Below are 20,741 nucleotides of genomic sequence, written 5' to 3'. Positions count from 1 at the left end.
GGAACGGGGCACGGTCGACCCCTTGTCGACAAAGGGACCGGCCGCGAAACCGGTGTAGGACACACTGGGGTACGAGGAGATCTCACACAGATGATGGATCACCGATGGGCCGAATGATCCATACGCGTGGATCACGCATTCGATCAAACGGCACTGACCGCTCCCGCCGGCTCAGGCGAGTGCGACCAGATCGGCGTAGTCGGCGCCCCACAGGTCCTCGACGCCGTCCGGCAGCAGGATGATCCGCTCCGGCTGGAGCGCCTCGACGGCGCCCTCGTCGTGGGTGACGAGGACGACGGCGCCCTTGTAGGTGCGCAGCGCGCCGAGGATCTCCTCGCGGCTGGCCGGGTCGAGGTTGTTCGTCGGCTCGTCGAGGAGAAGGACGTTGGCCGACGACACCACGAGGGTGGCGAGGGCGAGGCGGGTCTTCTCGCCGCCGGAGAGGACCCCGGCCGGCTTGTCGACGTCGTCGCCGGAGAACAGGAACGAGCCGAGCACCTTGCGGACCGCGACCAGATCCATGTCGGGCGCGGCCGAGCGCATGTTCTCCAGCACCGTGCGGTCGGGGTCGAGCGTCTCGTGCTCCTGGGCGTAGTAGCCCAGCTTGAGGCCGTGGCCCTCGATCACCGCGCCGGTGTCGGGCTTCTCGACCCCGGCCAGCAGGCGCAGCAGGGTGGTCTTGCCGGCGCCGTTGAGGCCGAGGATGACCACGCGGGAGCCCTTGTCGATGGCCAGGTCGACGTCGGTGAAGATCTCCAGCGAGCCGTACGACTTGGACAGGCCCTCGGCGGTCAGCGGGGTCTTGCCGCAGGGCGCGGGCTCGGGGAAGCGCAGCTTGGCGACCTTGTCCGACTGGCGGACCTCCTCGAGGCCGGACAGCAGCTTCTCCGCGCGGCGGGCCATGTTCTGCGCGGCGACCGTCTTGGTGGCCTTGGCGCGCATCTTGTCGGCCTGCGCGTTGAGTGCGGCGGCCTTCTTCTCCGCGTTGGCCCGCTCCCGCTTGCGGCGCTTCTCATCGGCCTCGCGCTGCTGCTGGTAGAGCTTCCAGCCCATGTTGTAGATGTCGATCTGGGCGCGGTTGGCATCCAGGTAGAACACCTTGTTGACGACCGTCTCGACCAGGTCGACGTCGTGGGAGATCACGATGAAGCCGCCGCGGTACGTCTTGAGGTAGTCCCGCAGCCAGATGATCGAGTCGGCGTCGAGGTGGTTGGTGGGCTCGTCGAGCAGCAGCGTGTCCGCGTCGGAGAACAGGATCCGGGCCAGCTCGATACGGCGGCGCTGACCGCCGGAGAGCGTGTGCAGCGGCTGGCCGAGCACCCGGTCGGGCAGGTTGAGCGCGGCGGCGATGGTGGCGGCCTCCGCCTCGGCGGCGTACCCGCCCTTGGTGAGGAACTCCGTCTCCTGCCGCTCGTACTGCCGGAGCGCCTTCTCGCGGGTGGCGCCCGTGCCACCCGCGATGCGCTGCTCGTTCTCGCGCATCTTGCGGATCAGTACGTCCAGGCCGCGGGCGGAGAGGATGCGGTCGCGGGCGAGGATGTCGAGGTCGCCGGTGCGGGGATCCTGCGGGAGGTAGCCGACCTCACCGGAGCGGGTGACGGCGCCGGCGGCGGGGATGCCCTCGCCGGCCAGGACCTTGGTGAGGGTGGTCTTGCCGGCGCCGTTGCGGCCGACCAGGCCGATGCGGTCGCCCTTGGCGACACGGAAGGTTGCGGATTCGATGAGGACGCGGGCACCGGCGCGCAGCTCGATACCGGAGGCGGAGATCACGGACAGACTCCAGGGCGGGTTGTGAGGCGGGACAGGCGGCTGAGGGACTTCCCGCCGTCTAATGCACGAGGAGAATGGCCATGGACCCAGTCTAACGGGCCACTGCAACCAGTTTTTGCGGGTTCAGATGTTCAGGCCCGCGGCCGAGGACCTCGTTGCCCAGGGGCCTGCGGTGCGGGGCGATCCGGCCCAGGTCGTCGACGGCGACGAGCTGCGCGGTCCACGCGTCCCGGGCGCAGGGCTGGGCGATCAGCAGGGCTCCGCCGCGGCGCAGCGCACGTTCGGGCGCGAACCAGCATCCCTTGCGGGCGGGCAGCACCCAGCGCAGGTCTCCGTCGGCGGTGCGGTACGCGGCGACGCGGCGCGGGGTGAGAACGGCGAGGATGCCACGGCCGAGGGGGCGCAGCACGCCGGTGCCGCCGTGGCCCGCGAGCCAGTCGGCGGATGCGGGCAGGGCGCGGTGCCAGCGCACGGACCTGCCGTCGGTGGCGGTGACGAAGCCGTCGTCCCAGAGCGTGATCGCCTCCCCGCGCGCGGGGAGCACGGTGAGCGGCCGCCGGCCGTCACGGGCGTGACGCCAGCGGACCTCGCCGGTCGTCGGGTCGTACGCCTCGACGGTCCCCTCATGGGTGCGCAGTTCCGTCGGGTGCTGCACGCGCGCGTGGACGGTGAGGCGGTCTCCGTAGGGGGCGGGGCGCGCCTGGTGGGCGGCGAGGAGGAGGGCCGCGAGGAGGAGGGCGGCCGCGGCGGCCACAAGGCGGCGGAGGGTGCGCAGCGGGGCCCTCGAGACCGGGGCGTGGGGGCTCGTCCGCGTCACTTCGACCGGCAGAACGATCACCACGCCCCCTTCGTCCGGAGCCCACTGCTCGCCGCTTCCCACGCGGACAGGCGCAGAGCGTAGCCACGCGCGGGCCGGGGCGCGGGGTGCGCCGTCGGGACACGACGCGGGGGCGGGGGCGGGTCCCCCGTTCGGACGCCCGCCCGGCGCCGGCTTCCTCTCGGTCGGGGGGGCGTTGTCAGTGGCGGGTGCAAGACTGAGCAACAGGCAGCATTTCCGGCTTGTTTCCGGGATTTCCGGACTGGGGTTCCTGGCATTTCGGGCAGCGATACACAAGGGAGTGATCGGCGTGGCAGGCACCGGCGGTGGGCGTCCGAGCATCTTTCCGACGCTGCTGTACTCGGACGCGAAGGCGGCGATCCGGCAGCTGACGGAGGCCTTCGGCTTCACGGAACTGTCCGTGTACGAGAGCGAGGACGGCACGGTGATGCATGCCGAGCTGGTCCAGGGCAACGGCGCGGTGATGCTCGGTTCGAAGGGCCGCGGCGGCCGCTTCGACGAGGCGATGAAGGGCGCGGGCCCGACGGGGGTGTACGTCGTCGTGGACGACGTCGACGCACACCACCAGCGGGCCGTGGACCACGGCGCGGAGATCCTGATGCCCCCGACGGACCAGGACTACGGCTCGCGGGACTACATGGCCGTGGACCTCGAGGGCAACATCTGGAGCTTCGGGACGTACGGCCCTCAGATAGAAGCCTGAGCCGGATCAGCTGCCCCCGGTGTGCACCTGGAAGGCCGCGCGGCGCACGGCCTTGGCCAGGGCGGGGTCGGGGTGGGCCGCGGCGAGCGCGACCAGGACCTGGACGGTGCGGGGATGGCCGACCGCGCGCACCTCGTCGAGCAGCGCGGGCACCGTCGGCTGCACGGCGGACTCCAGATGCCGGACGAGCAGGGGCGCCTCACCGTGGTCGGCGACGGCGGCCGCCGTGTCGACCCACAGCCAGGTGGCCTCCTCCCGGGTGAGCACCTCGTGGGCGTCCTCCGGGTCGGCTCCGTCGTGTTCGGCGAGCCACAGCAGGGCGTACGGCCGCAGGGTCGGCTCGCCGAGCGCGGTGCGTACGTCGGGCTCGGCGGGGGCGCCGACGACGCGCAGTGCCTCGAAGGCGAGGCCGCGCAGCAGGGCGTCCTCGCCGCGGGCGGCGTCGAGTAGTTCGGTGACGGCGCTGCCGACGGGGCGGGCGGCGAGCCAGGCGCGGTACTCGGCGCGGGCCGCGTTCGGGCGCAGCTGGGCGCAGCCGCGGAGCATGTCCTCGGCGGCCGCCTCGATGTTCCCGGCGGGGCTCTGCGCGGCGACGCAGATCTGCTCCAGCTTGACCCAGACCGCCCAGCTGCCCAGCGGGGTGAGGGTGGCCTGGCCGTCGCCGTAGGTGAGTGCGCCGACGGAGGCGAGGGCGTGCAGGGCCCAGTCGAGGAGAGGGGCCAGTTCGGCGTCGTGCCCGGGTGGCTGCTCGGGATGCGCCGGACCGGCGTCGGTGGGGGGCGCGGGGGCCGGGATGCGCGTGGGTTCACGTGGCGGGCCGTAGGGGACTTCGCAGCGCTCGGTGCGCAGTTCCCTGACGCGTTGTGCCAGCAGGTCGAGGAGCTGCTCGACCGGGACCGGTCCGGCGGACAGCTGGAGGAAGGAGAGCACCTGAGGCATGGCCGAGACGACCTCGGCGACGGCGGCGGGCTGGTGGTCGGCGGGCTCCGGATGGGCGAGCGACCAGGCGTCGAACAGGGCGACCCAGCCGCGCAGAACGGCGGTGTCGTCACGGTCCCAGGCCCGCAGCCGCCAGCCGGGGCGGGCGCTGTCGCCGTGCACCTCGACGAGGCCGGCGAGGCGGGCGGTGTCCCAGTCGGCGCGGACCTGGGCCGGCGTCAGACCCAGCTCACCGGCCGCCCGTTCGGCGGTCGTGTCGGCCAGGGAGGCCTTGCCGCCGGAGGTCGCGTTGCCCCTGCCGGGGCCGAGTGCGGTGTCGGCCCAGCGGGCGACGCGGGCCGCGCCGGCCAGCCTGGAACGTGCCATTCCAGCCAGCTCCGAGGGGGCAGGTGTGCCCTCCGGCGGGCGGGGCGCGGGGCGGCGCGAGCGCCGCTGGTTCATCGCTCGGGGGGCGGCGGCCAGGGGTCGCGGGCGGACGAGTCGAAGCCTGGAGTCGCGCGGGATACGGGACGTCACGGGTGCAGTCTTCCGGTTGACGGTCCGAAAACCCAAACGGAATGTCACGGGCGGCAACGGGACTGGCCAACGCAAGGCTCTTCCGGCGGCTGTGGGCCGAGATCCGGACAGTGGTACGGCGTTAAACGGAACCGGCGCGGCCGGGACTCACATCAGCGGTGTCAGGAAGCGGCGCAGGGCTTCCTCGTATGCCGACGGGTCGGCGTTCCACAGGGCGCTGTGCGGGGCCTGCCGGACGGTGTGGAGGGCGACCAGGTCGGGGCGGCGTTCGGCCAGTCGGCGGGAGTGGGCCCAGGGGGCCACCGTGTCGTCGGGGCCGTGGAAGATCAGGGTCGGGATCTTGAGCCGTTCGGGGTGGGCGGCCTCGTCGATGCGGTCGCCGTACAGACCGATGCGGCCCTGGGCGGCGCGCACGGCCAGCGGCAGCAGGGGTGCGGGCGTCCGCCGGGCCGCGGCCAGGGCGCGCAGCGTCGCCTCCCAGTTGAGGACCGGGGAGTCGAGCACGAGGCCGCGGATGCGGTCGCGGTCGGCGGAGTGTGCGGCGGCGCGCAGGGCCATGGTGGCGCCGGTCGACCAGCCGTACAGCACGACCCGCTCGGCGCCGTACCGCACGGCGTAGCGGATCGCCGCGTCCAGGTCGCGCCACTCGGTCTCGCCGAGATGGTTCAGGCCGTCGGGCGGGCGGGGTGCGCCGAGGTCGCCGCGGTAGGCGAGGTCGAGCACGGGGAAGCGGAGGCCGTGCAGGAACTCCATGACGTTCATGGGGTGTTCCCTCGTCGTGCCCAGACCGTGCACGGTGATCACCCAGATGTCCCTGGCGGCAGGCACGAACCAGGCGGGCAGGACGCCGAGTTCACCGAGCACGTCGACGTCGGTGTGGTCGAGACCGAGGGCGGCGCCGGGGTCGCCGATGTGCAGGTTGGGAGTGAGCCACACCTTGTCGCCCGGCTCCAGACTGCCGTGCGTGACGCGCTCCAGGCGGCGGACGACGGCGTCGGCGGGGTGCGGGACGCTGTCCAGGACGGGGCCGACGACCGCGTGGGATCCGTCGCCGGAGAGGCCGTAGGTGCCGGGGCGCTGGGAGGCCAGGGCGCGGGTGAGGGTGACGCGGCCCGCGGCCGTGCCGTGCACGGTGAGCCGGGGTTCGGTGGGCAGGGGCCGGCCCGGCGGCGCCTTCAGTGCGGCGCCGCTGGCGAACCGGCCGGCGGCCACGGCGGCGGCGCCGGCCGCGGTCATCGCGGTGACGGCGGCGGCCGCCGCTTTGACAGTGCGCACGGATCCAGTGTCCTGGCGGACGTCGGCGGGGGCCAGTGGGAGGGTGGCTCGAGGTGATGCGGCTTGGGGTGTTGAGGGGGTGCGGGTGGGGGCGGGATCGCTCACCGGCGCGTGCGGGGTGCCGCTGCGCCTTCGTCACCCCCGCTGCCCGTACCCCTGCAACCGCTCCCCCGCCGTCCTCAGCTGGTCGTCGGACAGGAGGGTCGGGGTCAGGCCGGGGACCGAGGAGGCGGTCAGCCAGAGGTGGCACATCCACTCCAGCTGGGCGGTGCGGTCGTAGGCCTGGTCGAGGGTGGCGCCGTAGGTGAGGGTGCCGTGGTTCTGGAGGAGGCAGCCGGAGCGGTCGGCGAGGGCGTGCAGCATGTTCTCGGCCAACTCCTCGGTGCCGTACGTCGCATAGGGGGCAACCCGGACGGGCCCGCCGAGCGCGCCGGCCATGTAGTGGATCGCGGGGAGCTCGCGGACGAGCGTCGAGACGGCGGTGGCGTGCACGGCGTGGGTGTGGACGACAGCTCGGGCGTCGGTGGTGCGGTACACGGCGAGATGCATGGGCAGTTCGCTCGTCGGGACGAGCGTGCCGCGCACCTGCCGTCCGTCGAGGTCGACGGCGGTCAGGTCGTCCGGCGTCAGCCGGTCGTAGGGGACGCCCGACGGTGTGACCAGGACCGTGTCCCGGACGCGCACGGACACATTGCCGGACGTACCGACGACCAGTCCGTCGGCCACGGTCCGGCGAGCCGTCGCCACGAGCGCCTGCCAGGCCCGGAACTCCTCGTCCCGCACACCGCTCATCCGCTGCTCCCCCACTTCCTGTGCGCCCTCCCGGCCGCCCCGGACGTCCCGCTGGTCCCGCCGCTTTTCCGCCATGTCGTGATCCTGCCAGGGAGGCCGTCGGGCGGTTGCCGCGTCGGGGCACTGTAGGGCGGAAGCGGCACGTCCGGAAGGGTGCATATCAGCACAGATCCCCCTTCACCCCTACTTGGCCGGAGATCGATGAGCATTCAACGATCTTCCCGTACTCTCTGGGGGGATTTGTCATGCACGTTGCCATTCCGGGGGGAAACATGGCCCGTGACCGCAAACCGTTCCGCCATCGCAGCCGCCTCGTCGCGGCGTCGGTGGCGGCCCTCGCGATCGGGGGGACCGCACTGGCCGAGATTCCGGCCAGTGCGGCGAGCAAGCCGAAGGGGCACGACGTCTCGTCCCATCAGAAGAACGTCAACTGGCAGAGCGCGAAGTCGAAGGGCGCCCGGTTCGTCTACGTCAAGGCGACCGAGTCCACCACGTACCGCAACCCGTACTTCAGCCAGCAGTACAACGGCGCGCGGAACGCAGGCCTGATACGCGGTGCGTACCACTTCGCACTGCCGAACAAGTCGTCGGGCAAGGCCCAGGCGGCGCACTTCGTCCGCAACGGCGGCGCCTGGCGCGGGGACGGCTGGACGCTGCCCCCCGCGCTCGACATCGAGTACAACCCGTACGACAAGAAGCACAAGTGCTACGGCCTGAGCAAGACGAAGATGGTCAGCTGGATCAAGGCCTTCAGCGACGAGGTGAAGCGGCTCACCGGCCGCCGCCCCGTGATCTACACCACCACCCACTGGTGGAACACCTGCACGGGCAGCAGTCGCGCCTTCGCTGGCAATCACGCACTGTGGATAGCGCGCTACGACTCCGCGAGCGCGGGAACACTCCCGGCCGGGTGGTCGTTCTGGACGCTCTGGCAGTACGACAACAGTGGCAGCCTGCCGGGTGACCAGAATCTCTTCAACGGCTCGACGACCCAGTTGAGGAAGTTCGCAAAGGGCTCGTAACCGGGCACCACGGGGCCGTCGATCCCTGACCGGACGGCGGCCCCCACCTTGAGACACCAGGGAGCCCCCCTCAGTTCACCTTTCGTTCACTTGGGTTACGTACGTTCGTCCAGCCAATGACCTCGAACGATTGCCTGGGTAAATGGAAGGCATCTCGCTGATCCTCGCGATTGTGGTGGTAACCGCACTCGCGTTCGATTTCACGAACGGTTTCCACGACACCGCGAACGCGATGGCAACCACCATCTCCACCGGTGCCCTCAGACCCAAGGTCGCGGTGGCCATGTCCGCCGTCCTCAACCTGGTCGGCGCCTTCCTCTCGGTGGAAGTCGCCAACACGATCTCCAAGGGGCTGGTCGACGAGAGCGGCATACGTCCCGAGGTCATCTTCGCCGCACTCGTCGGCGCGATCCTGTGGAACCTGGCGACCTGGCTCGTAGGCCTCCCGTCGTCCTCCTCGCACGCCCTCATGGGCGGTCTGATCGGCGCCACCGTCGCCTCGGCCGGCGTGGGCGCCGTGCACGGCGATGTCCTCGTCACCAAGGTGCTGATACCGGCGGTCGCCGCCCCGCTGGTCGCGGGCATCGCGGCCATGCTCGCCACCCGGCTGACGTACACGCTCGGCAGGAAGGCCGACGGCAAGGCCGCCGCGAAGGGTTACCGCGCCGGCCAGATCGCCTCCGCCGGCCTCGTCTCCCTCGCCCACGGCACCAACGACGCGCAGAAGACCATGGGCATCATCACCCTCGCCCTGGTCGCGGGCGGCTCCCTCGCCCCCGACTCCGACCCGCCGATGTGGGTCATCCTCTCGGCGGGCCTGGCCATCGCGCTCGGCACCTACCTCGGCGGCTGGCGCATCATCCGCACCATGGGCAAGGGCCTGACCGACCTCCAGCCGCAGCAGGGCTTCGCCGCGCAGACCAGCGCCGCGACGGTCATCCTGGCCTCCTCCCACCTGGGCTTCTCGCTGTCCACCACGCACTCGGTCTCCGGTGCGGTGATGGGTGCGGGTCTCGGCCGCAAGGGTGGGGTCGTGCGCTGGTCCACCGCCACCCGCATGTTCGTCGCCTGGGGCCTGACCCTGCCGGCCGCCGCGCTGGTCGCTGCCGTCGCGGAGTGGGTGACCGGCTTCGGCTCGTGGGGCACCGCGCTCGTCGCCGTCTTCCTGGTCGCCTCCAGCGCCGCGATCTGGAAGCTCTCCCGGCGCGAGGTCGTCGACCACACGAACGTCAACGACACGGCGGAGGAACCGGCCGATGTCGTGACGACCGCGATGGCCGCCGTGGCCACTCCCCCGCCCGGCGCGGCCGAGGGCCTGACGGCCACGATCCCCGCGCAGCCCACATCCGCGGACCAGGCGCCTTCCCGGGCCGCCGTCTGACCCCCCAGGTACGAAGGAAGCAGAAGCAGCATGAAGATCGACTGGGCGGCCCTCGGCTCCGTCTTCGGCGTCAGCCTCGTGGCCACCGTGGCCCTCGTGGGCCTGTTCACCCTCGGCATCGCGGGCCTGTCCCGCCGGGAGCGCGCGGCGGCGCAGGGCGACTCGGCCGCGCTCGCCGTCGCGGGGGCGTACGCCGCCTTCGCGGCATGTGCGGCGGCGGTGGCGTACGGGATCTATCTGATCGTGGCCTGAGCCCGACTTGACCGACGCGCCGGGCGGTACGGGAAATCCCGTACCGCCCGGCGCGTCGGTGTGTGGGCCTCAGCACACTCCAGCACCGCAGGTCACAGGCAAGTTGACGCCCCTTCCGGCCCCGTGGTGGACTTCCGGGGCCATGTACGGCGGCAGGAGAGGAAGCCCGGTGTGAATCCGGCGCGGTCCCGCCACTGTGACCGGGGAAGGAACTCCCCGGGAGCCAGGAACTCTCACCGCCGGTCTCGTCGAACCAGGGCGTGGACACCCTGAGTGAGGACATATCGCGATGCTCGGCTGCCGTTCGAGGTTGAGGTTCAGTACCCGGGTTCTGCCCGACCCCGCGATCGGCTGAGCCGATGCGTGCCGATCGCGTCTTCGCGTACGGCGCCGCTCTCGGTCTCCTCGGCGATCTCCTCCTCGGTGATCCGCGCCGGGGGCATCCGGTCGCCGCGTTCGGGCGGGCCGCCGGTGGGGTCGAGCGGGTGCTGTGGCGGGATCACCGCGGGTGGGGTGCGCTGCATGCCGTCGTGTGTGCGGGCTCGGCGGTGGCGCTCGGGACCGCGGCCTCGCGTCTCGTACGGTCGTCTCCCGCCGCCTCCGTGGCCCTCACCGGCGTCGCCACCTGGGCGGTCGTGGGCGGGACGTCGCTGGCTCGCGAGGCCCGGGCCATCGGCCGTGCCCTGCAGGCCGGTGATGTGGAGGGTGCGCGGGCGCGGCTGCCGCATCTGTGCGGGCGGGATCCGCAGGCGCTCGACGCGGACGGGATCGCCCGGGCGGTCGTGGAGTCGGTGGCCGAGAACACCTCCGACGCGGTCGTCGGGGCGCTGGTGTGGGGGGCCGTCGGCGGGGTGCCGGGGCTGCTCGGGTTCCGGGCCGTGAACACCCTCGACGCCATGGTCGGGCACAGGTCGCCCAAGTACCTGCGGTACGGGTGGGCTTCCGCACGCCTCGACGACCTCGCCGGGTGGCCGGGCGCCCGGCTGACCGCCGTACTCGCCGCGGTGGCCGGTCCCGATCCGCGGGGAGCCGTGCGGGCCTGGCGCGCGGACGCCGACCGGCATCCGAGCCCCAACGCCGGGCCGGTGGAGGCCTCGTTCGCGGGGGCGCTCGGGGTACGGCTGGGCGGGACCCTGTCCTACGGGGGCCGGGTCGAGCGCCGGCCCGTGCTCAACGCGTCGGCGGGGCGCGCCGTCCGGGTCACCGACGTGGAGCGGGCGGTACGGCTGTCCCGGCGCGTCGGACTGCTCGCACTCGGCGTCTGTGTCGCCGGGCGGCTGCTGACAAGGGGGCGTATGTCATGAGTGGTGGGGGTCTGCTGGTCGCCGGCACCACCTCCGACGCCGGCAAGAGCGTCGTCACCGCCGGGATCTGCCGGTGGCTGGTGCGCCAAGGCGTGAAGGTGGCGCCCTTCAAGGCGCAGAACATGTCGCTGAACTCGTTCGTCACGCGCGAGGGTGCCGAGATCGGGCGGGCGCAGGCCATGCAGGCGCAGGCGTGCCGCGTGGAGCCGACCGCGCTGATGAATCCCGTGCTGCTCAAGCCGGGCAGTGACCGCAGCAGTCAGGTCGTCCTCATGGGCAGGCCCGTGGGCGAGATGAGTGCGCGCGGCTACCACGGCGGGCGGCAGGAGCGGCTGCTCGGGACGGTGCTGGAGTGCCTCGCCGAGTTGCGGGGCACGTATGACGCGGTGATCTGTGAGGGGGCGGGCAGTCCCGCCGAGATCAATCTGCGCCGGACCGACATCGTGAACATGGGGATCGCCCGGAACGCGCGACTGCCCGTGCTCGTCGTCGGCGACATCGACCGCGGGGGCGTCTTCGCCTCGTTCTTCGGCACGGTCGCGCTGCTCTCGCGCGAGGACCAGGAGTTGGTCGCCGGCTTCCTCGTCAACAAGTTCCGCGGCGATGTGTCGCTGCTCGAGCCGGGGCTGGAGATGCTCCACGGGCTCACCGGGCGACGTACGTACGGTGTCCTGCCGTACCGGCACGGCCTCGGTATCGATGAGGAGGACGGGATGGGGGTCCCCCCGCTCGAGCGAAGCCGAGAGTGGGGGAGGGTGTCGCTGCGGGGTTCCGTCCGGGAGTCCGAGGTGTCCTCCCCCGTCGGCGAGGACATCCTCCGGGTCGCCGTCTGCGCCGTCCCGTTGATGTCCAACTTCACGGACGTGGACGCACTGGCGGCCGAACCGGGGGTCGTGGTGCGGTTCGTGGACCGGGCGGAGGAACTCGCGGACGCGGACCTCGTCGTGGTGCCCGGCACCCGGGGGACGGTCCGGGCCCTGGAGTGGCTGCGGGAGCGCGGCCTCGCGGACGCCCTCGCCCGCAGGGCCGTGGAAGGACGGCCCGTCCTCGGAATCTGCGGCGGTTTCCAGATCCTCGGTGAGCACATCGAGGACGAGGTCGAGTCGCGCGTGGGCCATGTGGACGGGCTCGGACTGCTGCCCGTGCGCGTGCGGTTCGCACGGGAGAAGACCCTCACCCGGCCCGTCGGCGAGGCGCTCGGCGAGCCCGTCGAGGGATACGAGATCCACCACGGGGTCGCCGACGTCGTAGGCGGAGAGCCCTTCCTGGACGGCTGCCGGGTCGGGCAGATCTGGGGCACGCACTGGCACGGCTCGCTGGAGTCGGACGGTTTCCGGCGGGCGTTCCTGCGCGAGGTGGCCGCCGCCGCGGGCCGCCGTTTCGTGCCGGCGCCCGACACCTCGTTCGCCGCGCTGCGCGAGGAGCAACTCGACCGGCTGGGCGACCTGATCGAACAGCACGCGGACACGGACGCGCTGTGGCGGCTCATCGAGTCGGGCGCGCCGCAAGGACTGCCTTTCATTCCACCGGGAGCGCCCACATGAGCACTGTGTTGTTGTTGTCGACCGCCGACACCGATCTGCTGGCGGCGCGTGCCTCCGAAGCCGCCTACCGGATCGGCAACCCGACCCGGGTGGATGTCCGGGAGGAGCTGCCGGGGCTGGTCGAGGGCGCCGACATCGCCGTCGTACGACTGCTGGGTGGCAAGCGCGCCTGGGAGGAGGGCCTGGCCGCGCTGAAGGCGTCCGGGATCCCGACCGTCCTGCTCGGCGGTGAGGCCGTGCCGGACGCCGAGCTGATGGCCGAGTCGTCGGTGCCGGCCGGTGTCGTGGCTCAGGCGCTGCGCTACCTCGTCGAGGGCGGGCCCGCCAACCTGACCGAGCTGGCGCGGTTCCTGTCCGACACCGTTCTGCTCACGGGTGAGGGCTTCGTCGAGCCGCAGAAGATGCCGGAGTACGGGGTTCATGGCTCGCGCGCGGTCCTGGACGGCCGTCCGACCGTCGGTGTGCTCTTCTACCGGGCCCACGAACTGAGCGGCAACACCGCTTTCGTGGACACGCTGTGCGAGGCGATCGAGGCGAAGGGGGCCAACGCCCTTCCGGTGTACTGCGGTTCGCTGCGCGGCGCGGACGCCGGGTTGTACGAGCTGCTCGGCCGGGCCGACGCCCTGGTCGCCACCGTCCTCGCCGCCGGCGGTACGCATGCCTCCCAGGCGTCGGCGGGGGGCGACGAGGAGGCGTGGGACATCGGGGCGCTGGCCGATCTCAACGTCCCTGTGCTGCAAGGACTTTGCCTGACGTCGTCCAGGAGTGCCTGGGAGGAGTCGGATGCCGCCCTGTCCCCCATGGACGCGGCGATGCAGGTGGCGATCCCGGAGTTCGACGGGCGGCTGATCACCGTGCCGTTCTCCTTCAAGGAGCAGGGGCCGGACGACGTGCCGGTGTACGTCGCCGACCCGGAGCGGGCGGCGCGGGTCGCGGGTGTCGCCGTACGGCATGCGCAGTTGAAGCACAAGGCCAACGCGGACAAGAAGCTCGCGCTCGTCTTCACCGCGTATCCGACCAAGCACTCGCGCGTGGGGAACGCGGTCGGCCTGGACACGCCCGCATCCGCCGTACGAGTCCTGGACGCCCTCAAGGCTGCCGGCTACCGCCTCACCGAATACCCGGACAACGGCGACGAGCTGATCCACCGGCTCATCGAGGCAGGCGGCCATGACGTCGAGTGGCTGACCGAGGATCAGCTGGCCGCCGCGCCCGCGCGCGTGCCGCTCGCCGACTACCGGGCGTGGTTCGACAAGCTCGACCCGGAGCTCAGGGACGGGATGCTGGAGGCGTGGGGCGAGCCGCCGGGTTCGCTGTACGTCGACGGGGACGACATCGTCCTCGCCTCGCTCCGGTTCGGGAACGTCGTCGTCATGATCCAGCCGCCGCGCGGCTTCGGCGAGAACCCGATCGCGATCTACCACGACCCGGACATGCCGCCGTCCCACCACTACATGGCGGCCTACCGCTGGCTGGAGAACACCTTCCAGGCCGACGCGATCGTGCACATGGGCAAGCACGGCACGATGGAGTGGCTGCCGGGCAAGGGGCTCGGGCTCAGCGGCAGGTGCGCGCCGGACGCGGTCCTCGGGGATCTGCCGTTGATCTACCCGTTCATCGTCAACGACCCCGGCGAGGGCACCCAGGCCAAGCGCCGCGGCCACGCCACCGTCGTCGACCACCTCGTGCCGCCGATGGCGCGCGCCGACACGTACGGCGACCTGGCCAAGCTGGAGCAGCTGCTCGACGAGTACGCGCTCGTCTCCGACCTGGACCCGGCCAAGGCCCCGGCCGTACGCGCCCAGATCTGGACGCTGGTCAAGGCGGCCGAGCTGCACCACGACCTGCATGTCGACGAGCAGCCGGACGACGAAGAGTTCGACGAGTTCGTCATGCACATCGACGGCTATCTGTGCGAGATCAAGGACGTGCAGATCCGGGACGGACTGCACATCCTCGGCGGCGGCCCGGTCGGTGAGCCGCGGGTGAACCTCGTGCTGGCCGTGCTGCGCGCCTCGCAGGTGTGGGGCGGGCAGGCGAACGCGCTGCCGGGGCTGCGGGCCTCGCTCGCGCTCCACTTCGGCCTGGTCGAGAAGGAGTTGCTCGCCGAGCCGGGGGCTCCGGTGAAGGTGCCGGTCGAACTGACGGATCTGGTGGAGGGGCCGTCCCGTACGGCCGCCGACGCGATCGACCTGCTGGAGCAGCTGTGCCGGCGGATCGCGGAGGGGATGGAGTCCCGCGGCTGGGCGGCTTCCGAGAGCACCGCTCTCGTACGGGAGGTGCTCGGCACCGAACTCCCGGACGCCGTCTCGGTGCTGGAGTTCGCCTGTACCGAGGTCGTCCCCCGGCTCGCCCGTACCACCGACGAGATCGGTCACATCCTCAAGGCCCTCGACGGCGGTTACGTCCCGGCGGGCCCGTCGGGCTCCCCCACCCGCGGGCTCGTCAACGTCCTGCCGACCGGCCGCAACTTCTACTCCGTCGACCCCAAGGCCATTCCCTCCAGGCTCAGCTGGGAGGTCGGCCAGTCGCTCGCCGACTCGCTCGTGCAGCGGTATCTGCAGGACACCGGCGAGTACCCGAAGTCCGTCGGCCTGACGGTGTGGGGCACGTCCGCGATGCGCACCCAGGGCGACGACATCGCCGAGATCCTCGCGCTGCTGGGCTGCCGCCCGGTGTGGGACGACGCGTCGAGGCGCGTCACCGGCTTCGAGATCGTCCCGCTCGCCGAACTCGGCCGCCCCCGCATCGACGTCACGGTCCGCATCTCCGGCTTCTTCCGGGACGCGTTCCCGCATGTCGTCGGGCTCATCGACGACGCGGTACGGGCGGTGGCCGAGCTGGACGAGCCCGCCGACCGGAACTACGTCCGCGCCCACGCCGACGAGGACACCGCCGAGCACGGTGACCGGCGGCGCGCGACCGCCCGTGTCTTCGGGTCGAAGCCGGGGGCCTATGGGGCGGGGTTGCTCCCCCTCATCGACGCCCGCAACTGGCGATCCGACGCCGACCTCGCCGAGGTGTACGCGGTGTGGGGCGGCTACGCCTACGGGCGCGGGCTCGACGGGCGGGCGGCGCGCGGGGACATGGAGACGGCGTTCAGGCGGATCGCGGTGGCGGCGAAGAACGTCGACACGCGTGAGCACGACCTCGTCGACGCCGACGACTACTTCCAGTACCACGGCGGCATGGTCGCCATGGTCCGGCACCTGACGGGCGCGAGCCCCGAGGCGTACGTCGGCGACTCCGCCACCCCCGACCAGGTGAAGACACGCACCCTGGGCGAGGAGACCCACCGCGTCTTCCGGGCCCGGGTGGTCAACCCGCGCTGGATGGCGGCGATGCGGCGGCACGGCTACAAGGGCGCCTTCGAGATGGCGGCGACCGTCGACTACCTCTTCGGCTACGACGCCACCGCCGGGGTCGTCGACGACTGGATGTACGAGAAGCTCAGCGCCGAGTACGTCTTCGACCCGGAGAACCGGGACTTCATGAAGAAGTCCAACCCGTGGGCGCTGCGCGGCATCACCGAGCGGCTGCTGGAGGCCGCCGACCGTGGGCTGTGGGCCGAGCCGGACGCGGACACCCTGGAGCGGCTGCGCGCCACCTACCTGGAACTCGAAGGCGACCTGGAGGGCGAGGACAAGTGACCACCCCGTTTCCGTTCACGGCCGTCGTCGGCCAGGACGATCTGCGGCTCGCACTGCTGCTGAACGCCGTGTCCCCGGCGGTCGGCGGCGTGCTCGTGCGCGGCGAGAAGGGCACCGCCAAGTCGACGGCGGTGCGCGCGCTGTCGGCGCTGCTGCCTCAGGTGCCCGTGGTCGCCGGGTGCCGTTTCTCCTGCGACCCCGCGGCTGCCGACCCGTCGTGCCCGGACGGGCCGCACGAGTCCGGGCCGGGCGTGTCGCGGCCGGCGCGCATGGTCGAACTGCCCGTCGGCGCCTCCGAGGACCGGCTGGTCGGCGCCCTGGACATCGAGCGGGCGCTCGCCGAGGGCGTGAAGGCCTTCGAGCCCGGCCTGCTCGCCGACGCACACCGCGGGATCCTGTACGTCGACGAGGTCAACCTGCTCCACGACCACCTCGTCGACCTGCTGCTGGACGCGGCGGCGATGGGTGCGTCGTACGTCGAGCGCGAGGGTGTCTCCGTACGGCATGCCGCACGGTTCCTGCTCGTCGGCACCATGAACCCCGAAGAGGGCGAGCTGCGGCCGCAGTTGCTCGACCGGTTCGGGCTGACCGTCGAGGTCGCGGCCTCACGGGAGCCGGACCAGCGAGTGGAGGTCGTCAGGCGGCGGCTCGCCTACGACGACGATCCGGCCGGTTTCGCCGCCCGATGGGCGGACGAGGAGGCCGCCGTACGGACACGGATCGTGGCCGCGCGTGAGCTGCTGCCCTCCGTGCGGCTCGGCGACGGGGCGCTGCGGCAGATCGCGGCGACCTGTGCCGCCTTCGAGGTGGACGGCATGCGGGCCGACATCGTGATGGCGCGGACCGCTACCGCGCTGGCGGCGTGGGCCGGGCGGACCGATGTGCTCGCGGAGGACGTGCGGCAGGCGGCGCTGCTCGCGCTGCCGCACCGGCGCAGGCGAAATCCCTTCGATGCGCCGGGGCTCGACGAGGACAAGCTCGACGAGACGCTGGAGGAGTTCTCCGGCGACGACGACTCCGATCCCGATGACAGCGGGCCGGGCGGGGGCGGCGGCGGGCAGCCGGCTCCGGACGCCGGTCCGCAGGGCGGTGACACGGGCGCCCGGCCGGAGTCCGGTGAGGGCGGCGGGCCGTCGGGCGGTGGCGAGCAGTCCGCCGTACGGGCCGCCGAACCGTTCCGTACCAAGGTGCTGAGTGTGCCCGGGATCGGCGAAGGGGCCGCCGGGCGGCGCTCGCGGGCGCGGACCGAGCACGGGCGGACCACGGGGGCCCGACGACCGCGCGGGGCGCTCACCAAGCTGCATCTGGCGGCGACGGTGCAGGCCGCGGCGCCGTATCAGCGGGCGCGGGGGCGGTCCGGGCCGGGGCTCGTGGTGCGCCGGGACGATCTGCGGCAGGCGACGCGGGAGGGGCGTGAGGGGAACCTCGTGCTGTTCGTGGTCGACGCCTCCGGGTCGATGGCGGCGCGGCAGCGGATGGGCGCCGTGAAGGGGGCCGTGCTGTCGCTGCTCCTCGATGCCTACCAGCGGCGGGACAAGGTGGGGCTGGTGACCTTCCGGGGGTCGGCGGCCGACCTCGCGCTGCCGCCGACCTCGTCGGTGGACGCGGCGGCGGCCCGGCTCGAGTCGCTGCCGACGGGTGGGCGTACGCCGCTCGCGGCCGGGTTGCTCAAGGCGCACGAGGTGCTGCGGGTGGAGCGGCTGCGGGATCCGGCGCGGCGGGCCCTCGTCGTGGTGGTGACCGACGGGCGGGCGACCGGTGGCCCCGAACCGCTGGCGTTGGCGTCGCGTGCGGCCGGGCTGTTCGCGGCCGAGCAGGTCGCGTCGGTCGTCGTGGACTGCGAGTCGGGGCCCGTGCGGCTGGGGCTCGCCGGGCGGCTCGCGGGTGAGCTGGGCGGTACGGCGGTGACGCTGGACGAGCTGCGGGCGGACTCGATCGCCGGACTGGTCAGGGAAGTTCAGGGCAACAGGAGGGCCGCGTAATGCCGCAGGGACAGCCGAGTGTCGTACCGGACGACGGGCTGACGACTCGTCAGCGGCGGAACCGGCCGCTCGTCGTCGTGCACACGGGCGTGGGGAAGGGCAAGTCCACCGCCGCTTTCGGGCTGGCGCTGCGCGCCTGGAACCAGGGGTGGCCGATCGGGGTGTTCCAGTTCGTGAAGTCGGCCAAGTGGAAGGTCGGCGAGGAGCGGGCGCTGCGGGTGCTCGGGGACTCCGGGGAAGGCGGGTCCGTCGCCTGGCACAAGATGGGCGAGGGCTGGTCGTGGGTGCAGCGCGACGACCAGATGGACAACGAGGAGAAGGCCCGGGAGGGCTGGGAGCAGGTCAAGCGGGACCTGGCCGCCGAGACGTACCGGCTGTACGTGCTGGACGAGTTCGCGTATCCGATGCACTGGGGCTGGGTCGACACCGACGAGGTCGTGTCCGTGCTGCGGGACCGGCCGGGCACCCAGCATGTCGTCATCACCGGGCGGAACGCGCCCGAGAAGCTGGTCGACATCGCCGACCTCGTCACCGACATGTCCAAGGTCAAGCACCCCATGGACGTCGGGCAGAAGGGGCAGAGGGGCATCGAGTGGTGACTTCTGTGCCCCGGTTGGTCATCGCCGCGCCGTCTTCCGGCAGCGGCAAGACCACCGTCGCCACGGGGTTGATGGCCGCGTTCGCCGCGCGGGGGCTCGCCGTGTCCCCGCACAAGGTGGGGCCGGACTACATCGACCCCGGGTATCACGCGCTCGCGACCGGGCGGGTGGGGCGGAATCTCGACGCGTATCTGTGCGGGCCGGAGTTGATCGGCCCGTTGTTCCTGCATGGGGCGCGTGGGTGTGACGTCGCCGTCGTGGAGGGGGTGATGGGGTTGTACGACGGGGCCGCGGGGGAGGGTGAACTGGCGTCCACCGCTCATGTGGCGAAGCTGTTGCGAGCGCCGGTGGTGCTCGTGGTCGACGCCTCGTCGCAGTCCCGGTCCGTCGCGGCGCTGGTGCACGGGTTCGCTTCCTGGGATCCGGAGGTGCGGGTCGGGGGTGTGATTCTGAACAAGGTCGGCTCCGATCGGCACGAGCTGCTGCTGCGGGAGGCGTTGGAGTCGGCCGGGGTGCCGGTGCTCGGCGTGCTGCGGCGGGCCGCTCAGGTGGACACGCCGTCGCGGCATCTGGGGCTGGTGCCGGTCGCCGAGCGGCGGGGGGCGGCCGTGGAGGCGGTGGCCGCCATGGCCGCGCAGGTGACGGCCGGGTGTGATCTGGAGGCTTTGGTCGGGCTGGCGCGGAGTGCGGGTGCGTTGTCGGGTGCGGGTTGGGATGCGGCTGAGGCCTTGGGTTCCTCGCCCCCGCCGCCCCTTCCCGTTCCCGACCCTGGGGGCTCCGCCCCCAGACCCCCCTTTCGGCCCGAAGGGCCTCGTCCTCAAACTCCCCCAGACGGGCTGGTTGTTGCTGTCGCCGGTGGGGAGGCCTTCACGTTTTCCTATGCCGAGCACAGTGAGCTGCTGGCCGCTGCCGGGGCAGAAGTCGTCCCGTTTGATCCGCTTCGCGATGAGGAACTGCCCGAAGATACACGCGGGTTGGTCATCGGGGGTGGGTTTCCCGAGGTGTACGCCTCCGAGTTGTCCGCCAACGAGCCGCTCCGTAAAGCCATCGGTGAGCTTGCGCTCGCGGGCGCGCCTGTTGCTGCCGAGTGTGCCGGGCTGCTGTATCTGTGCCGGGAGTTGGACGGACTGCCCATGTGCGGCGTGCTCGATGCGGAGGCGCGGATGTCGGAGCGGCTCACGCTCGGCTACCGGGACGCCGTGGCCGTCAGTGACAGCGTGCTCGCCGGGGCCGGGACACGGATGCGTGGGCACGAGTTTCATCGGACCGTGGTCGAGCCCGGGTCCGGTACCGCCCCTGCCTGGGGCATGCGGGCGCCCGAGCGGCGCGTCGAAGGCTTCGTACAGCGCGGTGTGCACGCGAGTTATCTGCACACGCACTGGGCGTCCGCGCCCGGTGCGGCCCGTCGGTTCGTGGAGAGGTGCCGGACGTCATGAGCAGCAGGCTGATCGGAGTCGGGGTCGGTCCCGGCGACCCGGAGCTGGTGACCGTCAAGGGCGTCAACGCGCTGCGCGCCGCCGACGTGGTCGTCGTCCCGGTCATAGACACCGGTGAGCGCGGGCGCGCCGAGGCGACCGTGCTGCACTACGTGCCCGAGGAGAAGGTGCTGCGGGTGGTGTTCGCGCTGAACGAGCGGAGCGACCGGGCGCGGCGCGAGGCCGCCTGGGACGCGGCGGGTGAGCGGGTCGCCGGGTTGCTCACCCGGCATGCCTCCGTGGCCTTCGCGACGATCGGTGACCCGAACGTGTACTCCACGTTCACCTATCTCGCGCAGACCATCGCCGAGCTGGTCCCGGGGACCGTCGTCGAGACCGTGCCCGGCATCACCGCCATGCAGGACCTCGCGGCGCGGTCGGGTGCCGTGCTGACGGAGGGGACCGAGCCGCTGACGCTGGTGCCGGTGACCGCCGGGGCCGCCGTGCTCAAGGAGGCGCTGAACGGGCCCGGGACCGTCGTCGCCTACAAGTTCGGGCGGCAGGCGGCCGAGGTCGCGGAGGCGTTGCGGGAGAGCGGCCGGCTCGACGGGGCGGTGTGGGGGTCGGCGCTGGGGCTGCCGGAGGAGTCCGTCCGGCCGGCCGGCGAGCTGGACGGGACTGCGCTGCCGTATCTCTCGACGCTCATCGCGCCCGCGCGGCGCGACGGCGGGCGGGGCGGCAAGTTGTGAAGCTCGAGGG

The 20,741-nt window shown here is 72.2% G+C and carries 16 protein-coding genes and 1 riboswitch; of the genes, 11 read left to right on the top strand and 5 right to left on the bottom strand.

Features of this window, described 5'->3' with window-relative positions; translation table 11 throughout:
* Positions 1-171: 171 nt before the first annotated feature.
* Both ACKTSN_RS35750 and ACKTSN_RS35745 read right to left on the bottom strand, forming a co-directional pair.
* Complete coding sequence (locus tag ACKTSN_RS35750; protein WP_409472898.1) at positions 172-1,770, bottom strand: ABC-F family ATP-binding cassette domain-containing protein; 1,599 nt, start codon at positions 1,768-1,770, stop codon at positions 172-174.
* 91 nt (positions 1,771-1,861) lie between these two features.
* Complete coding sequence (locus tag ACKTSN_RS35745; protein ID WP_409472897.1) at positions 1,862-2,608, bottom strand: hypothetical protein; 747 nt, start codon at positions 2,606-2,608, stop codon at positions 1,862-1,864.
* Between the two features lie 280 nt (positions 2,609-2,888).
* Here ACKTSN_RS35745 and ACKTSN_RS35740 point away from each other — a divergent pair, with 280 nt between their 5' ends.
* Positions 2,889-3,311 carry a VOC family protein gene (locus tag ACKTSN_RS35740; protein WP_409472896.1) on the top strand — a complete coding sequence of 141 codons (423 nt, stop codon included), beginning with the start codon at positions 2,889-2,891 and terminating at the stop codon, positions 3,309-3,311.
* A 6-nt stretch (positions 3,312-3,317) separates the two neighbouring features.
* On the opposite strand, the gene ACKTSN_RS35735 is transcribed toward ACKTSN_RS35740, so the two are convergent.
* The 3 genes from ACKTSN_RS35735 to ACKTSN_RS35725 all read right to left on the bottom strand — a co-directional run bounded on the left by ACKTSN_RS35735 (position 3,318) and on the right by ACKTSN_RS35725 (position 6,908).
* The gene (locus tag ACKTSN_RS35735; RefSeq protein ID WP_409472895.1) at positions 3,318-4,766 is read right to left on the bottom strand and encodes a hypothetical protein; all 1,449 of its coding nucleotides are present in this window, start codon (positions 4,764-4,766) and stop codon (positions 3,318-3,320) included.
* Between the two features lie 147 nt (positions 4,767-4,913).
* Positions 4,914-6,041: an alpha/beta hydrolase family protein gene (locus ACKTSN_RS35730; RefSeq protein ID WP_409472894.1), complete on the bottom strand. Its 1,128-nt coding sequence runs from the start codon at positions 6,039-6,041 to the stop codon at positions 4,914-4,916.
* 135 nt (positions 6,042-6,176) lie between these two features.
* Positions 6,177-6,908, bottom strand: coding sequence for a class II aldolase/adducin family protein (locus ACKTSN_RS35725; RefSeq protein WP_409472893.1), 732 nt, complete (start codon positions 6,906-6,908; stop codon positions 6,177-6,179).
* A 197-nt stretch (positions 6,909-7,105) separates the two neighbouring features.
* Between ACKTSN_RS35725 and ACKTSN_RS35720 the strand changes: the two genes are divergently transcribed.
* The 10 genes from ACKTSN_RS35720 to cobI all read left to right on the top strand — a co-directional run bounded on the left by ACKTSN_RS35720 (position 7,106) and on the right by cobI (position 20,731).
* Complete coding sequence (locus tag ACKTSN_RS35720; protein WP_409475003.1) at positions 7,106-7,855, top strand: lysozyme; 750 nt, start codon at positions 7,106-7,108, stop codon at positions 7,853-7,855.
* Positions 7,856-7,997: 142 nt separating this feature from the next.
* Entirely contained in the window at positions 7,998-9,236 is a 1,239-nt protein-coding gene (locus ACKTSN_RS35715; RefSeq protein ID WP_409472892.1) for an inorganic phosphate transporter, read from the top strand.
* Between the two features lie 30 nt (positions 9,237-9,266).
* Positions 9,267-9,488 carry a hypothetical protein gene (locus ACKTSN_RS35710; RefSeq protein WP_224735878.1) on the top strand — a complete coding sequence of 74 codons (222 nt, stop codon included), beginning with the start codon at positions 9,267-9,269 and terminating at the stop codon, positions 9,486-9,488.
* A gap of 110 nt (positions 9,489-9,598) precedes the next feature.
* Positions 9,599-9,740, top strand: a riboswitch (cobalamin riboswitch).
* 107 nt (positions 9,741-9,847) lie between these two features.
* A complete protein-coding gene (locus tag ACKTSN_RS35705; RefSeq protein ID WP_409472891.1) occupies positions 9,848-10,792 on the top strand; it encodes a cobalamin biosynthesis protein in 945 nt (314 codons plus the stop codon).
* Positions 10,789-12,336 carry a cobyric acid synthase gene (locus tag ACKTSN_RS35700; protein WP_409472890.1) on the top strand — a complete coding sequence of 516 codons (1,548 nt, stop codon included), beginning with the start codon at positions 10,789-10,791 and terminating at the stop codon, positions 12,334-12,336. The genes ACKTSN_RS35705 and ACKTSN_RS35700 overlap by 4 nt, the downstream gene beginning before the upstream one ends.
* Positions 12,333-15,986, top strand: coding sequence for a cobaltochelatase subunit CobN (gene cobN / locus ACKTSN_RS35695; protein ID WP_409472889.1), 3,654 nt, complete (start codon positions 12,333-12,335; stop codon positions 15,984-15,986). Before ACKTSN_RS35700 ends, cobN begins: the two co-directional genes overlap by 4 nt.
* On the top strand, positions 15,983-17,968 hold the full coding sequence (locus ACKTSN_RS35690; RefSeq protein ID WP_409472888.1) for a putative cobaltochelatase: 1,986 nt from the start codon (positions 15,983-15,985) through the stop codon (positions 17,966-17,968). Before cobN ends, ACKTSN_RS35690 begins: the two co-directional genes overlap by 4 nt.
* Entirely contained in the window at positions 17,968-18,567 is a 600-nt protein-coding gene (gene cobO, locus ACKTSN_RS35685) for a cob(I)yrinic acid a,c-diamide adenosyltransferase (protein WP_409472887.1), read from the top strand. The genes ACKTSN_RS35690 and cobO overlap by 1 nt, the downstream gene beginning before the upstream one ends.
* Positions 18,561-20,003: a cobyrinate a,c-diamide synthase gene (locus ACKTSN_RS35680; RefSeq protein ID WP_409472886.1), complete on the top strand. Its 1,443-nt coding sequence runs from the start codon at positions 18,561-18,563 to the stop codon at positions 20,001-20,003. The genes cobO and ACKTSN_RS35680 overlap by 7 nt, the downstream gene beginning before the upstream one ends.
* Entirely contained in the window at positions 20,000-20,731 is a 732-nt protein-coding gene (gene cobI, locus ACKTSN_RS35675) for a precorrin-2 C(20)-methyltransferase (protein WP_409472885.1), read from the top strand. The genes ACKTSN_RS35680 and cobI overlap by 4 nt, the downstream gene beginning before the upstream one ends.
* The last annotated feature ends 10 nt before the right edge of the window (positions 20,732-20,741 follow it).

Source organism: Streptomyces flavusporus (genome assembly GCF_046267975.1).
Lineage (GTDB): Bacteria > Actinomycetota > Actinomycetes > Streptomycetales > Streptomycetaceae > Streptomyces > Streptomyces flavusporus.
Note: the sequence above shows the minus strand (reverse complement) of the source record. Positions and strands in the feature narration are given on the sequence as shown.

Bases quoted from the DNA above. Each gene is read 5' to 3' on its own strand.
- ACKTSN_RS35725 (WP_409472893.1), bottom strand. From the start codon at position 6,908: ATGGCGGAAAAGCGGCGGGACCAGCGGGACGTCCGGGGCGGCCGGGAG.
- ACKTSN_RS35720 (WP_409475003.1), top strand. From the start codon at position 7,106: ATGGCCCGTGACCGCAAACCGTTCCGCCATCGCAGCCGCCTCGTCGCG.
- ACKTSN_RS35715 (WP_409472892.1), top strand. From the start codon at position 7,998: ATGGAAGGCATCTCGCTGATCCTCGCGATTGTGGTGGTAACCGCACTC.
- ACKTSN_RS35710 (WP_224735878.1), top strand. From the start codon at position 9,267: ATGAAGATCGACTGGGCGGCCCTCGGCTCCGTCTTCGGCGTCAGCCTC.
- ACKTSN_RS35705 (WP_409472891.1), top strand. From the start codon at position 9,848: ATGCGTGCCGATCGCGTCTTCGCGTACGGCGCCGCTCTCGGTCTCCTC.
- ACKTSN_RS35700 (WP_409472890.1), top strand. From the start codon at position 10,789: ATGAGTGGTGGGGGTCTGCTGGTCGCCGGCACCACCTCCGACGCCGGC.
- cobN (WP_409472889.1), top strand. From the start codon at position 12,333: ATGAGCACTGTGTTGTTGTTGTCGACCGCCGACACCGATCTGCTGGCG.
- cobO (WP_409472887.1), top strand. From the start codon at position 17,968: ATGCCGCAGGGACAGCCGAGTGTCGTACCGGACGACGGGCTGACGACT.
- cobI (WP_409472885.1), top strand. From the start codon at position 20,000: ATGAGCAGCAGGCTGATCGGAGTCGGGGTCGGTCCCGGCGACCCGGAG.